The organism is Mycetocola lacteus (assembly GCF_003667575.1).
In the GTDB taxonomy this organism is placed as follows: Bacteria; Actinomycetota; Actinomycetes; order Actinomycetales; family Microbacteriaceae; genus Mycetocola; species Mycetocola lacteus.
Map to the genome: position 1 here is coordinate 93820 of NZ_RCUY01000009.1, position 14359 is coordinate 108178.

Annotated in this window: 12 protein-coding genes; 9 read left to right on the top strand and 3 right to left on the bottom strand. The window is 66.3% G+C overall.

What is annotated here, in order from left to right:
• Positions 1 to 28: 28 nt before the first annotated feature.
• From D9V34_RS09635 to D9V34_RS09675, 9 genes are all read left to right on the top strand, one after another.
• Positions 29 to 649, top strand: coding sequence for an alternate-type signal peptide domain-containing protein (locus D9V34_RS09635; RefSeq protein WP_121688627.1), 621 nt, complete (start codon positions 29 to 31; stop codon positions 647 to 649).
• Between the two features lie 75 nt (positions 650 to 724).
• A complete protein-coding gene (locus D9V34_RS09640; protein WP_121688628.1) occupies positions 725 to 1489 on the top strand; it encodes a hypothetical protein in 765 nt (254 codons plus the stop codon).
• Between the two features lie 6 nt (positions 1490 to 1495).
• The gene (locus D9V34_RS09645) at positions 1496 to 2086 is read left to right on the top strand and encodes a signal peptidase I (protein ID WP_121688629.1); all 591 of its coding nucleotides are present in this window, start codon (positions 1496 to 1498) and stop codon (positions 2084 to 2086) included.
• Positions 2083 to 2826, top strand: a complete 744-nt coding sequence (locus D9V34_RS09650; protein WP_121688630.1) for a hypothetical protein — start codon at positions 2083 to 2085, stop codon at positions 2824 to 2826. Before D9V34_RS09645 ends, D9V34_RS09650 begins: the two co-directional genes overlap by 4 nt.
• Positions 2827 to 3095: 269 nt before the next feature.
• A complete protein-coding gene (locus D9V34_RS09655) occupies positions 3096 to 4241 on the top strand; it encodes a serine hydrolase domain-containing protein (RefSeq protein WP_121688631.1) in 1146 nt (381 codons plus the stop codon).
• 37 nt (positions 4242 to 4278) lie between these two features.
• Entirely contained in the window at positions 4279 to 4881 is a 603-nt protein-coding gene (locus D9V34_RS09660; RefSeq protein ID WP_121688632.1) for a TetR/AcrR family transcriptional regulator, read from the top strand.
• Positions 4882 to 5092: 211 nt separating this feature from the next.
• A complete protein-coding gene (locus D9V34_RS09665; RefSeq protein ID WP_121688633.1) occupies positions 5093 to 6532 on the top strand; it encodes a C40 family peptidase in 1440 nt (479 codons plus the stop codon).
• A 106-nt stretch (positions 6533 to 6638) separates the two neighbouring features.
• Complete coding sequence (locus tag D9V34_RS09670; RefSeq protein WP_030143541.1) at positions 6639 to 7886, top strand: pyridoxal phosphate-dependent aminotransferase; 1248 nt, start codon at positions 6639 to 6641, stop codon at positions 7884 to 7886.
• 163 nt (positions 7887 to 8049) lie between these two features.
• Positions 8050 to 8463 (top strand): hypothetical protein, encoded by a 414-nt coding sequence (locus D9V34_RS09675; protein WP_121688634.1) that lies wholly within the window; start codon positions 8050 to 8052, stop codon positions 8461 to 8463.
• Between the two features lie 146 nt (positions 8464 to 8609).
• On the opposite strand, the gene D9V34_RS09680 is transcribed toward D9V34_RS09675, so the two are convergent.
• The 3 genes from D9V34_RS09680 to D9V34_RS09690 are packed head-to-tail and all read right to left on the bottom strand — an operon-like array spanning position 8610 to position 14328.
• The gene (locus D9V34_RS09680) at positions 8610 to 11972 is read right to left on the bottom strand and encodes an ATP-binding protein (RefSeq protein WP_121688635.1); all 3363 of its coding nucleotides are present in this window, start codon (positions 11970 to 11972) and stop codon (positions 8610 to 8612) included.
• Entirely contained in the window at positions 11969 to 12781 is an 813-nt protein-coding gene (locus tag D9V34_RS09685; RefSeq protein ID WP_121688636.1) for a DUF4194 domain-containing protein, read from the bottom strand. Before D9V34_RS09685 ends, D9V34_RS09680 begins: the two co-directional genes overlap by 4 nt.
• Entirely contained in the window at positions 12778 to 14328 is a 1551-nt protein-coding gene (locus D9V34_RS09690; RefSeq protein ID WP_183091937.1) for a DUF3375 domain-containing protein, read from the bottom strand. Before D9V34_RS09690 ends, D9V34_RS09685 begins: the two co-directional genes overlap by 4 nt.
• Positions 14329 to 14359 lie beyond the last annotated feature (31 nt).

Genomic DNA, 14359 nt, shown 5'->3' on the forward strand with positions numbered 1-14359 from the left:
CTGCAACACCTCACATAAAGGAATCATCATGAAGATCTCAACTCGCGGTATCGTCGCCGGCGCTCTGGGCCTCGGGCTCCTGGCCGGTGGCAGCACGTTCGCTCTCTGGAGCTCCACCACCGACGCCGACGCCGGCAAGATCAACACCGGTAACCTGCACGTTGCCGTGGCCGGTGCCCCGGTCTGGACCGACGTGTCGGCCGATGTGGCCGGTGCACCGGTTGCCATTCCCGACGCCACCAAGTTCAAGACCGTCCCCGGGGACACTCTGAACCGCACCCAGAACATCGATGTCACCCTGGCCGGTGACAACATCAACGCCACCCTCAACGTGACCTCCAGTGCGCTGAGCGCCCTGGATGCCGAGGGTGCGGCCAAGGCCGGAACCGGCGGGCTGAGCGCGACCTACATCGTGCTCGACAAGAACGGTCAGGCCGTCCCGCTGGTAGGCGGGGCCCCCTCGGCCAAGACCACACTGGGAACCCCGGTGACCCTCAAGGTACCCAAGAACGCCGGCACCACCCCGGACACCTACACCGTGAAGATCGAGCTGGCTTTTGACAAGACCGCAACCGACCTCACCTACGCCAACGCGCAGGCGGTCCTGGGCAACGTCAACTTCTCGCTCGAGCAGAGCACCCGAGGCTAGTTCCTCCCTCGGTGGGGTGGGCGCACCCCCTGCCCACCCCACCGCAGCATTCCCCACAGTTGAAAGGCCTCACCCATGAAACGCACCCTTGCCGCCGTCACTGCGCTGGCTCTCGGAGCGACCCTCGGCACCGCCGGCGCCGCGACCTGGGCGCTCTGGTCACAGCAGACCTCAGTGCACGACGCCGTGACGATCGGCTACGCGGGATTCGCCGTCGGCAACCCCGGTGCCACCCCCGCACAGATGGACCGTGCCTTCGAGCCGCAGACCGCGGTCACCTGGTCGGCCAACAACGCCGAGGGTGGTAATCCGATCACCGCCCTGCAAACCAAAAACTTCGCCGACGCGGTAATCCGGATAGACGGACAGTCCCAGGGTAATCGTGGCCTCGCATACGACCTGCGAGGTGCCCACATCGTTGGCGGGGACGACTCGAGCCTGGTTGATGGCGTGCGCGTTCGGATCGTGCGAGCCGGCACGCCCGCGGGATGCGCACCCGCCCTGAACGCCGACACGGGCACCCTCTATGAGGGCGCTCTGTCCGCGGCCCGGATTCCCGCCCGCGAACTCGTCTCCTCCGCCTACAGCACGGCCGGATGGGACACCCCGGAACGGGAGTTCCTGTGCCTGCGACTGAGTCGCCCGGTTGCCCTGAACACCACCTACACCAACATCGGCTCGGCAACCGGAACGTACACCAACCCGGAGACCGGCGCCCAGGTGAGCGTCTCGGACGAGGACCGCTGGTCGATCGGACTGGGATATGACACCCGGGCGTTCCAGGCGACCTTCTCCCTGGACTTCGGGTTCGAGACCTTCCGCGGTCGGTTTGCCGGATAACGCATCATGTCCATCCTGATCACACCCACCGAGCCGGAGACGGATCACGTCGATGCCAACCGGAACCACGCCTCGCGCGGCTTCTGGTTCGGAGTGTGGCGGGGCGCCGGGGCGGTGCTCCTCGCCGTGCTGATCCTGATCAGCGCCGCGGTCACCGTGGTGCCGCTGATCATCGGGGCAGTGCCCCTCACCGTACTGACCGGGTCGATGCAGCCCACGATTCGCCCCGGTGACGTCGTGGTGTCGACCCCGGTCCAGGCAGCCCAGCTGAGCGTGGGGGACGTGGTCACCTTCCAGCCCATCTCCGATGACCCCACCCTGATCACCCACCGTATTCGCTCGATGAGCGCGGGAGACTCGGGCGTGCGGCTAATCACCCGCGGGGATGCCAACGGCGCGGATGATCCCGAAATCAGTGCCGATCAGGTCCGCGGACGTGTGCTCTACACCGTGCCGTACGTGGGCTGGGTCACCAACCTGGTCGGCGGCAACGTTCGCGGCCCCCTCATTACCCTCGCCGGCCTGGGACTGGTCGGCTACGCAGTCTTCACCCTCGTGCGTCGTCCCCGCGGCGCCACCGAAAGGAACACACCATGAAACGGATCACCGTTGCCGCCGTCGCGGGCGCACTCGCCCTCACGGTTGCGGGTCCCGCGCTCGGCGCGCAGGCGGCCGATGAGATTGGGCTCTCCTGGGATGGAAGTTCGGGATTCGCCGCGGAACTTGACCGCCCGGTGTTTGTGACACCGCGCGTGGTTCCGGGTGACTCCGATGCGCGTTCGTTTGTGGTGCGCAACCAGGGCGACACCGCCGCGGTACTCACCGCCAAGATCGTCAACGTACGCCTCACCGGAAACCCCGCGGATGAGTACTACCGTGATTTCACCGTCAACAGCCTCCCGGTGATCGACCGTTATGGCACGGACACCACGATCCTCACCACCCGCGTTCAGCCCGGCGGCACCGCGACCGTCAACCTCGACTACGACCTGCCCGAGGCTGCGATCACCGGCAACTATCCGGTGGCCAGCGATCAGGCCGTGTCGGTCGCGTTTGATGTGCGATTGACCCTGGCAGGAGAGAGCCGAATCGACGGACCCACCACGAGCCCGACCCCGACACCGACTGCTCCCACACTTTCACCCACTCCGTCCGCTCCGGGCGCGGCCACCCAGCCCCCCGCGGCCGGACCGCCGGCCGCAGCCGGCCCCGGAACGCTGGTACGCACCGGCGCCGAAGGATGGCCGCTGATTGCCGCAGTCGGCGCGCTGCTCGCCGGTGGCGGTCTGGCGCTGCGACGCAAAATGAACGGTGCCGGCACCGGCCGCACCCCCTAGACCACCGCAGGCGGTGATCCGTGGTCGTCATGGGTCCCGACTCACCGCCTGCGGGGAACTCCGCCCCCTTCGACCCCTGTCGGAGGGGGCGGTTTGTTTAACTCCGACGCGCGACGGGTCGACCCGTGTTGGAGGGGGCGGTTTGTTTAACCCGGGCTTGCCCCCGCGCGCATGCCGGATCCGGAATCGGGTCGGGGATAGGCTGGACACACCGGTCATCCACCCCACACCACAAGTGTTGAGCGCGCGGCCGAGGCAAGGAGCACACAATGAATCCGTCCAAGACCACCGCGTCCACCACCACATCCAACGCCGCCGAACGCACCCAGATCGACCAGATCACCCACACGCTGGAATCCCTGGCGCGCGATCCCGCCAGTGTCGGCGTCGCGGGTCGCATTCCCGGCTCGGCCCTCGCCCTGGCCGGACTCACCCCCGCCGGGGAGCGTATCGATTTTCTGCACGGACGCACGGCCCTGGAGGAATTTGGGCCCGAGATCTCCCGTCCGCTCGCCGCCGAGCACCGGTTCGATTTCGCCTCGCTCTCCAAGCTCTTTGTGTCGGTGTTGGCGCTCAGCGTGGTGGAATCGGGGCTGGTGGATCCAGACGCCCCAATCGGCGAGGTCCTCGGTGATGCGCTACATCGCGATGCCCGCCGGATCACCCTGATGAACCTCCTGGCACACGATTCGGGCCTCCCGGCTAATACCCGGTTCTGGGAGCAGGATCCGGGTGCCGACGCCCTTTGGGCGCACGTCCTGGGAACCGTCCCGGTGCGGGCACCGGGGGAGGCTCACGAGTACTCCTGCATCGGCTACAACATCCTGGGGCGAATCCTGGAAACGGTGAGCGGGGACGACCTGCCGACCCTGATGCGCACCCGCGTGCTGGAGCCGCTGGGCACCCGAGACACCGGGTATCACCCGATTGATCCGGGCCTCGCGGTGGCCACCGAGGAGCAGCCCGGTCGCGGCCTGGTGCAGGGGAGCGTGCACGACGAGCTGTCCTTCTTCCTCGGCAGGCCCAGTGGCAACTCGGGTCTGTTTGGTCCCGCCGATGATGCCCTCGCGCTCGGACGGATGATCCTGGCCGACGGACTCGGTGATCGTGGCCGTGTCCTTTCACCCGCCTCGGTTGCCCTGCTGGCCGCCCCACAGATTTTTGGCACAAATGCGGCGGGTACCTTCGGTCAGGCCGTCGGCTTTCGAGTGCACGATGCCGAATTTATGGGTGCCGTCCCGGGCCTGGGACACACCGGATTCACCGGCACCATGCTTGTGGTGGACCCCGTGCACAACAGCGCCGTGGCGCTCCTGACTAACCGCGTGCATCCGGGGCGCGCCCGGGCGAACGTGTTCGCCGTGCAGCGTCTGGCCAGTGAAACCGTGTGCCTTGCGGGTGTGACAGCGCGATAATCGGAGGGTCAGGTCCGCCGTGCGATATTATGACAGGATGAGTGACTCCACCCCGAAACCCCTCCGCGCCGACGCCGAACGCAACCGCGCGGTCCTCCTGAATGTCGCCGGGGAACTGTTCGCCGAACACGGCGTCGGGGGATCACTTGAGGATGTTGCGCGCCGCGCCGAGGTGGGTATCGGGACGCTCTATCGCCGCTTTCCCACGCGTGATGATCTGATCATCGCGCTGTATAGCGAACAGCTGGAACACTTTGTGACGATTGCCAGCGACGCCGTGAACTTCGCCGACCGCGACGCCGCCCGCGCCTTCCGTGCGTTTGTGCACTACACAATCGAGCTGCAGTCGGCCGATCGCGGCTTCTCAGATGTCCTGCTGGATGGCTTCGGCGCGCCGCGAATCTTCGTGGATGAGCATGAGCTTATTCGCGCGGGAATCACCGAGCTCTTCGATGCCGCCCGCGACGCCGGGGTCATTCGAGCGGATGTGTCGGAGCGCGACTTCCCAATGATCCTGCGCGCCACCGCACACCTGGCCGGCGCCCCCGAGCGCGCCGATGAGCTGGCGCGCCTCGCCGGGCTGCTGATTTCCGCACTGACCGGCGATTCCAGCATCCCGCTTCCCGCCGTCGAACGGTAACTAAGGGGAGCAGTAGCTCCGTGCGCCGCGACGCGCGCGGTGTGAAAATATGAGATCTCGCTATGGTCGTGTCGCAAAAACGGTGTTAGCCTGACGAAGCGGCGCACCCGCCGCGTTCCGTTTACACCCCTCCACTCCGTGGGGAGATGTGACGGGGTGGCCTCCGCTTAGCGGACTGCCATCATGGACCTACGGGGAGTGAAACACGGTTATGCGCTTTTCTAAACGCTGCGCGGTCATCTCGTTGACCTTTGCGCTCACCCTGGGCGGTGTGGGTTTTGCGGCCCCCGCCCTCGCCGATCCCGGCACACCCACGGCACCGTCCTGGGATGACGTCGCCGCCGCGCGCGACGACGTGACCAAGTCGCAGGCGCAGGCCGCCGCGATCCAGACCACTATTCAGCAGCTCAGCGACGCCTCGGATGCGGCCGATGTGGCCACCCAGCAGGCCGCCGAGAAGCTGCAGATTGCCCGGCAGAAGGTTACCGAGACGCAGCAGCGTCTGGACGATCTGCACGCACGACTGGAAGCCGCAAAGTCCGATGACGAAAACGCGCGCAAGGCGCTCGGCTCGATCATCGCGCAGTTTGCCCGCGCCGGTGGTGGTACCGGTGTGAGCGCCGCCCTGCTCTCCGGAGGCAATAAGACCGACGGAAGTGACCTGCTGTACGAGCTGGGCACGATGGAGAAGCTCTCCAGCGGCCAGGCCGCCCTGCTTGACCGCGCCAAGCAGACCAGCAACCTGGTCTCCACCCTGGAAGATCAGACCAAGGCTGCGCAGGCAGAAAATGTGACCGCACAGAAGGCCGCCGACGCCGCCTTCAAGACCGCGAACGATCGCGCCAATGCCGCTCAGGCCGCGGTGGATAACGCGCAGATTGAATCGGCCACGCTGAACGCCCAGCTCGCCTTCCTGCAGGACCGCAGTGCGAGCTTGGATAGCGCCTACGCCGCGGCGCAGGCTCAGGCCGCCGCGCTCAAGGCCCAGGCAGAGCAGGCCGCCCGGGATCGTGCGGCCGCCGAGAAGGCCGCCCGCGATGCCGCAGCCGCGGCCGCGGCGACTCGTCCGCCGACCACCACCCCGCCCGTCACCCGTCCGCCGGCAACCGGAGGCGGACACACCGGCGGTGGCAACACGGGCGGCGGTAACTCGGGCGGCGGTAACTCGGGTGGTGGTAACACCACTCCGCCGGTCACGACGCCTCCGGTCACCACGCCGCCGGTGGGTGGCGGGGGAGGAGCGCCGGTGGGTCCGGCCGCCGCCGCGACCAGCGCCGTCAACTTCGCCTATGCCCAGCTGGGCAAGTGGTATGTCTTCGCCGGTGAGGGTCCCGACGTGTGGGACTGCTCGGGCCTGACTATGATCGCCTACCGCCAGGCGGGGATCAACATCGGATACCACACGGTGGGTGCGCAGTACCGCCAGATGACCGCGGTGGGACGCCTGGTTCCGCGCTCCAGCGGACTGGTCCCCGGCGACCTGCTGTTCTACTCGCCGGGTGGCAACACCAACTCTCAGGTGATGTATCACATGGCCATCTACGTGGGTAACAACCAGATGATCGAGGCCCCCGAGCCCGGCAAGAAGGTTCAGCTGGTTCCGGTACGTACGCACAACCTGGTACAGAACGTCGGACGTCCGGCCGGATAGGCCCGCGCCACCATACAATTCGCGACGCCGGATTGGGCATATCGTTTTCGACACGAAACGGTTCCCGATTCGGCGTCGCCGCATTGTACGGGCGTATAGTGGCAGTGTGTCTGATCCAGAAAAGTCGACGCGCAAGCCGCGTCCCATCCTGCAATCCGCCAAGCTGGCAAACGTCCTCTACGATATCCGCGGCCCGGTGCACGAGCACGCCGCCCGACTGGAGGCCGACGGACACAAGATCCTGCGGTTGAACATCGGCAACCCCGCACCGTTCGGGTTCGAGGCGCCGAGCGCGATCGTGCGCGACATGATCGCGACCCTGCCCGCCGCGAGCGGATACTCCGACTCCCGTGGAATCCTCTCGGCCCGCCGCGCGATCTTCAACCACTACCAGGTGCGCGAGAACTTCCCCGCGTTCGATGTCAACGACATCTACCTGGGTAACGGTGTGTCCGAGCTGATCACGATGACCCTGCAGGCATTCCTGAACCCGGGCGATGAGCTGCTGATTCCCTCCCCGGACTACCCGCTGTGGACGGCCTCGGCCACCCTCGCCGGCGGTAACGTGGTGCACTACAACGCCATCGAGGAGCAGAACTGGGAGCCCGATATCGCCGATATCGAGGCGAAGATCACCGACCGCACCCGCGGCATCGTGGTCATCAACCCCAATAACCCCACCGGTGCCGTGTACTCCAAGGAGGTGCTGACCAAGCTGGCCGACGTCGCTCGTCGTCACGACCTGGTCATCTTCGCCGATGAGATCTACGACCGGATCCTCTACGATGAGGCCGAGCACATCTCCATCGCGACCCTCGCACACGATGTCCTCTGCCTGACCTTCAACGGTCTGTCCAAGACGTACCGGATCGCCGGCTACCGTTCGGGCTGGGTTATCATCACCGGTCCGCGTGACCGCGCGGCCTCCTTCATCGAGGGTATCTCGCTGCTCTCCAGCATGCGCCTGTGCGCCAACGTGCCCGCCCAGTTTGCGATTCAGGCGGCGCTCGGTGGCTATCAGAGCATCGATCCGATGCTCAAGCCCGGCGGTCGACTCTACGAGCAGCGCCGCGTGGCCGTGGACATGCTCAATGCGATTCCCGGCGTATCGGTGGTCGCGCCACAGGGTGCGCTTTACGCGTTCCCGCGGCTGGACCCCGAGGTGCACGAGATTCACGATGATGAGAAGTTTGTGCAGGACCTCCTGCTCAAGGAGCACATCCTCGTTGTTCAGGGCACCGGTTTCCACTACCCGCGGCACGACCACTTCCGCGTGGTGACGCTGCCGGGTGTGGGTGACCTTGAGGTGGCGCTTGAGCGACTGGGGAACTTCCTGTCCTCCTACCACCAGTAGGTTTGTGCTGAAATGCCCGTCTCGATCTGGTCGAGGCGGGCATTTTGCGTGAGGTGGCGACGCGTGAACATCGCAGTGTGGTCCCTGGTAGGGTATGGGGAGCGCCCGGGCAGATCCGGGCGTTTTTGCGTGTGCGCTTTTGCACAAAAACGAAGGATTCCCCGTGACCGATTCCAGTTTCCCCGCGCGCCGCGCCGGGATGCTCGCCCTGCCCGAGCCCGACATTCCGATGCTCCCATCCACCGCCACCCTCGACGCGGTTCGCGAGCGTATTCATCGTGACATCGATCCGCACATTCAAATTCTTCTTCGCCCCCACGGGCATCAGGTCATTCTCGACCTTATCCAGGTTCCCTATCCGCTGCGCGGTCAGCGCCTGGCGGATCGTGCCCTCGGCTTCCTGTGTCGCCGCGCCGATTCCGCCGGCTGGGAGATCGCCCTGGAACCACATCCGGCATTTGGCAGTGACACCGGCAGGCTTGCCGCCTGGTATCGCGCGCACGGCTTTCGCCCCGAGGCCCCCGGCGAAAACGCCTGGCTGCATCGAGTGCCTCGCGTGGCCACGTCTCCGAGTTGAGCGCGGTTCACGTGTGCGCGCGCTGAGCGTGAGTCAGACGGGTGCGCGCTGAGCGTGAGTCAGACGGGTGCGCGCTGAGCGTGAGTCAGACGGGTGCGCGCTCGGGGGAGTGCGCACCCGCCTGTGTGCCTATCTGTGTGCCCGGGTTAGGCCGCGTCGACCTCATCACCCAAACCAGCCCCGGCGATCTCGGCCACAAACGACAGCCCGCTGGCATTGTTTTTCGTCATCGAGAGCATCCGATCCATATACGGTTCGAGCGCCGTGACCTTATCCAGCGGTGCACCCACGATGAGTTGGAATCCGAGGCCCTGCCAGGCCGCGACCGCACGTCCGGCGAACTCGGCGTCGGACTTCACAAATCCCTCATCGAGGAACACCGGTGCGAATCGCGGACGGGTTCGGGATTCATCTCCGAGCTGGAAGCGCAGGGCGGCCCCCACGATGAAGGCGACCAGCTCCTGGGATTCACCACCGCTCTTTCCACCGAGTGAGGAGTACGTGCTGACTTCGACTCCGTCAACCGTCTGGCGAACGGCGGTGATCTCCACATGGCGACGCACATCCAGCAGGTCGTCACGCCGACCCTCACCGTTTTCACGGAGCAGATCCATGAACGCCCGCAGGCGGGTGAACCGTTCCTGCGCGGCCGCGTCATCGAGAATCTCGGTGGATCCGGCGGAGAGCTCACGCAGTTCACGACGGAACCGGGTCACGTCCTCGCCGTGCAGGCGTCGCAGGGCAATCTTGAGTCGGTCGCGTCCGGCACCAAAGGGCAGGGTCGAGAGAATCTCGTTGACCGGGTCCAGGCGTTCCTCGATGGCCTCGATCGCACCGTCGAAGGCACCGCCGAGCGGCACGAGATCCTGCCCACTCCACTCGGACAGCCGCCGGGTCCACTCCTGGCGTCGCTCATGCAGGCCGGTGGTGATGATCGTGTCGAGGATATCGCGGTAGCCCTCGGCCGATTCGATCGTGGTGCCCAGGTTGGGGTCCGGCCAACGGTCCTGATAGATCCGGAATGCCGATTCGAGTGCCGACTCGGCGGCCAGCGCGGCCTCGCGGGCCTGGGTGGACTGCGCGCGGAGACGATCACCCAGTCGTTTCACGCCGGAATCGAAGGCGGCTAGGTCGGTTCCGCCCCCCACGGCGGCGAGCTCCTCATCGAGGCGCTCCGCATGTTCGGGCGCCAACTCGGCGGTGTTGACCCGTTCCCACGCCTCGGCCAGTTCATCCTCGCGGTCCACGAGTCGCTCATGTTCGGTGGCCAGCTGCGAGCCGGCATCCTCGGCAAGGAATCGTTCCCGCTGGGCGGCATCGCGCTCCACCCGCAGGCGGGTTTCCTCATCGCCCAGGCTGCGCAGCACATCGCTGTCGGCGAGAACCCGTTCGCGTTCGGCGGCGAGTTCGCTCAGTGCGAGCTCGACCGCGACCACGTCGATCGTCGACCAGCGGGCATCGCGCACCAAACGGTGTGCATCACGGTGCGCACGCAGGACCGCCAGGCCGGCACGTTCGGCGGTGATCTCACCGACCAGTTCGGCCAGGCGCGCGTCCAGGTCGGCAACCTCGGCTTCGATCTGGGTGAGCCGCGCGGTGTTCGAGAACCCGATGATCGGACGCACATTGTTATCTCCGTGTGCACCGCGACTGCCGTCGCGAGTCTGCCCGCTCGGGGCCACCCGGCGGCCGGAGCCGCGCAGTTCGGCTGCGGATTCCACACACAGCGCGTCGGTGTGCGGGGCGCGCACCCGGTCCTGCACCCAGTGGGCGTAGGGGGAGTCCTGGAACACCAGCTTGCCGGAAATCATCTCGGGGTCAGCCTCGGCCGGCGTAAACGTCCCCGCGGGGACACCCTCAAACACGATCCGAGTAGAGAGCTCAACCTCATCGATACTGCGCGAGAAGGCATCGAGGTGTTCCTCATCCACCACCAGGATACGGGACACCGGACCCAGCGTCACCTCGGCGGCCGTGCGCCAGCGTTCCTCGCCGGCTGCCAGGTCGATGAGTTCTGCCACAAACGGCAGGTCTGCCGGGTTCAGCCCGCTGGCCTCCGCCAGCGCCAGACGTGCCTGGTGCAGATGGGGCGGGACCAAACCGGTCCGCCCGCTGAGCGACACCGCCTCATCGCGCAGGGCACGGCGATCCGCTTCCAACGGATACTGGTCTCGGCCGCGCGCGTTAATGCGGTCCTCGTGTTCCTGCTCGCGATCGGTATACGCGGCGAGGAATGTATCGGCGGCGTCCTGTGCGGCGGTAAACTCGGCGGCCGATTCGGGGGCCGCCCCCAGGACCGAGACGCGCTCAACAAAGGCGTCACGCTCGAGCGCCACCTGCTCGCGACGGTGTTCGAGGGCCGTGCGCTGCTGTCCCAGATCCTCGAGGACATCACCCCCGTTTTCGCGCTGTTGACGCTGGATCGTGGCAAGCCGGGAGGCCAGCCCATCCTCGTGTTCGCGAGCCGTGGCAATGCGTTCTCTTGCGCCGCGTCGGTCGGCGGCGTTGGTGGTTGTGGCGGTCTCCAGCAGGGCACGCTCGGTGCGGACCCGCCACAGGTTGAAGGCCGTGGCCCCCTCCTGGTTGACCCCAAACGTATCGATGGTGGCCTCTTCGGCCCGGGCCCGGGCGTGCTCGGCCATGAGCGCGGGGACGGCGCCGAGAACCGTGGATTTCTGGTCCTCGGTCACCATCGCCTCATAGGACTTCTCCAGGTCGGCGAAGTGCGCGAGCGCCGTATCGGCTGCCTCGAAGGTGGCCGGACGCTCCAGCACCATCGACTTATAGAGGCCATCCACCGTGCGCACCTGCTGTCCTGCCTGGATGCGAGCGAGCAGACGCAGCGCCTTCGAGCCATCACCCCCGGCACCAATGCCCAAACGGGTGTGCAGCTTCTGGGCGAACTCCAGGTATGTTCCGCACACCTGGATACCGGGCACGACTCCGCGAAGCGCGCGACGATCAAAACGGCTCTCGGCGATAGCGGCCAGCTCTCGCAGGTCAAACTCGCTGTCCAGGACGGCCATCTTCATCGAGACATTCGCCGAAGCAGCGGCTCCACGCGGGACAAAGTAGGTGCGCAGCACGGTGAAGCGGCGCTGATTATCGTCCACGAAGGTCATCGAAATGGCACCCCAGGTGGAGGAGTTTTCCCCGCGCAACACCCGGTCAAGCATGACGCCGGTTTCCGGGTCGCGTCGCGAATCCGTCTTTCCGAGCAGATAGGACAGCAGGTTGCGCTGATCCGCCCCGCGTGCACGTCCGGTAGTGGCATCGTTGGAGGCACCGTTGAACGCGGTGTCCGAGGGCATCATCAGGGCCAGATACGCGTCCATGAGCGTGCTTTTACCCGAGCCGGATGCACCCGAGAGCAGCGTGGCGGTGGGGGAGAGGGGAATCGCGTGGTGGCCCTGGAAGCCACCCCAGTTGACCACCTGGAACAGTTCGGCGCGCCACTGGGTGGTGCCCTCGGTGGCGCCGTCAATGTGGAAGAGAGGGGCGTCGCTCACTTGGTGTTCTCCTCATCGGTATTGGTCTCGGCGGCAGGTTCGGTGGCGGGTTCGGACGTTGGTTCGTCATCCACCTCGTCTTCCGCCTCGGCCTCTAGCTCCGCAGGGTCTGTCTCGTCTAGATCATTGGTGTCCGCACCCGCGATATCGACGTTGTCGGCGTCCTGCACCTGTCCCGAGCGTGTCCGGAACCACTCGAGCAGCTCACTCAACCGTTCCAGTGGCAGCAGCACCTCGATCACGGGCGCAATCCGGAATCGGTCGGGATCGTCGGTGCGCAGCAGGATTTGTGAGCGAGTCATCGACTCGATGGCCTTGTCGGCCTTGCGCGCATCGCCCGACTGGTCGGTGGAGTATGCGGGGCGGAACTGGGCGATCCGCCCGAGCATCTCCTCGCGCCCCACGTGCACGCTCTCGCGTCCATTACCTCGCTCGCTGCGGAATCGTCCGCGCAGGAAGACCAGCAGAATGGTCTCCTCGCGAGTGTAGGCGGTATCACGCAGCAGGGTGGGGAAGCGTCCCCCCTCCTCGGGGTGAGCCTGACGCTTAAACGCCACCTCGTATGCCCGATCGATGTGCAGATCCAGGAAGAGGTCGTTGAGGCGGGAGCGCAGCACCGCTTCGGAGGCGAGCAGGGTCTTCCACTCGCGCGGGTGGTCGGCGGCGCTCAGGTAGCGGCCGCGCAGCAGCGTGACCAGCGCGCGTCGCTGGGCGAGGTCGAGTCGGCCCTCGTCGCCCTCAAACAGTGAGACGGTGCCCTCGGGGTCTACCTCGGGCACGCCGTCCTCAATCATCGTGTCTCGGGTCATGCGGGGGTGTCCTCCTGAGCGGTCTGGGCGGGGGAGTCGTCGGTCTCGGCGCCGTCGATAATCTGTTCGATATGGGCAAGGGCGCGTTGCGCCTCGCGGTCCAGACGCACCCGCGGGACCCGGAAGGTGCGCGCGGTGTGGTCGGGACGGATGGTAGAGAATTCGTCGTAGGCATCGGCTTCGACGCCAATTTCGGCCTGCGTGAGCAGGTGTAAGAGGCCAAAAATCTCGACCGGACGGCGGAGATCCGGGCTCAGCGTATTAAACAGCTCGCCGAGTGGGGCGTCCTCGACATCCCGGGCTGCCGCACCAATCGCCGCGCGCACCTCGTCGAGGTACGGTCCTCCCTGGACGCGAATGGTGTCGATTTCCGGGGCGGCGGGAGCGTCGGCCGCGTGATCCTCCAGCGGGGGTGGCGGCGCCGCCGAGAGGGGATCCCACAGGCGTTCGCGCAGGTGTGGCGTCTCGGGAACCTCGGGCAGCAGTTCCACCGGGACGGTGGAGCGGGGGCCGGCGGTGTGCATCCAGGTTTCCAGTTCGCGCCCGAGCGCACGCAGCACCGCATCGAGTTCGCGATCGCGCACGTGATCGTGGTTTTCGATGTGCTCACGCAGCGTTGCGGTGAGGCGACGGCGCTGGGAAAGCACATCATCGATGCCCGAGCGCAGGATCGAAACCGTGCCGCGGAAGTCGCGCCGAGCCCCCGACCCCAGCCCGGCGGCGAACGGGTGGTCAAGAATGGTCTGGATATCCTGACGCAGCGCGGTGAGGAGTTCCTCGTTGCGCAGCAGCGCGAACGCTCCCTCAAAGGCTCGGCCCTCGGCCGTGGCACCCATGAGTTCGTCGGTCTTGGCCAGATACTCATCCAGCACCTCGCCGATGGGACGCTCCTCGGCACGGAAGTCGCTGATGATCTGGCGGTGCATGGCCGCGACCGACTCTTCGACCCGCTTGAAGTCGCTGGGAAGCTGACCGATGAGGTCGATCAGGTTCTGATAGCCCTCATACATGCGCTCGTTACCGGCGGCGGGGACCTCGCCACCGCCGCGGAGGCGATCGCGTTCGGCGGTGAGCTCGGCAATGCGATCGTCCAGCCGCTGAATACGGGTGTGTGGATCGGGGTCTGCCTCGGTGGCCCAGTGGTGCATGGTGTCAAGAATGGTGGTCAGTCGTGATTCGCTGATCAGCGCTCGGTCCTTGGCCAGGGAATCGACCAGTGCGAGCGCCTCGAGGGCGTGGGAGGTGAGTGAGTAGCGCTCCTCACCGTCGTTGTCGCTCGAGCGGTAGAGCCAGCGATCGTTCATCCACTGTACGCAGAGCGAGCGACCGGCACCCGGGGGAACCTCCTCGCCGAGCGCGGCGAGCTCCTGCAGATAGGTGTCTACCTGGACGTGGAGCCGCTCGGCATGAATGCTCTGGCGCTCCCGGCTAAAGGAGGTCCGGAAGATGGTGAGCACCAGGGGTGCCCATTTTCGATCGAGCAGGCGCAGGGTGGGTTTGTCAAAGGACTCCCTCACCCGTGTCAGCTCTCGCAGTACGTCACTCACCGCGTTCATCCTCCCGTTGTCGCGTGGCCCA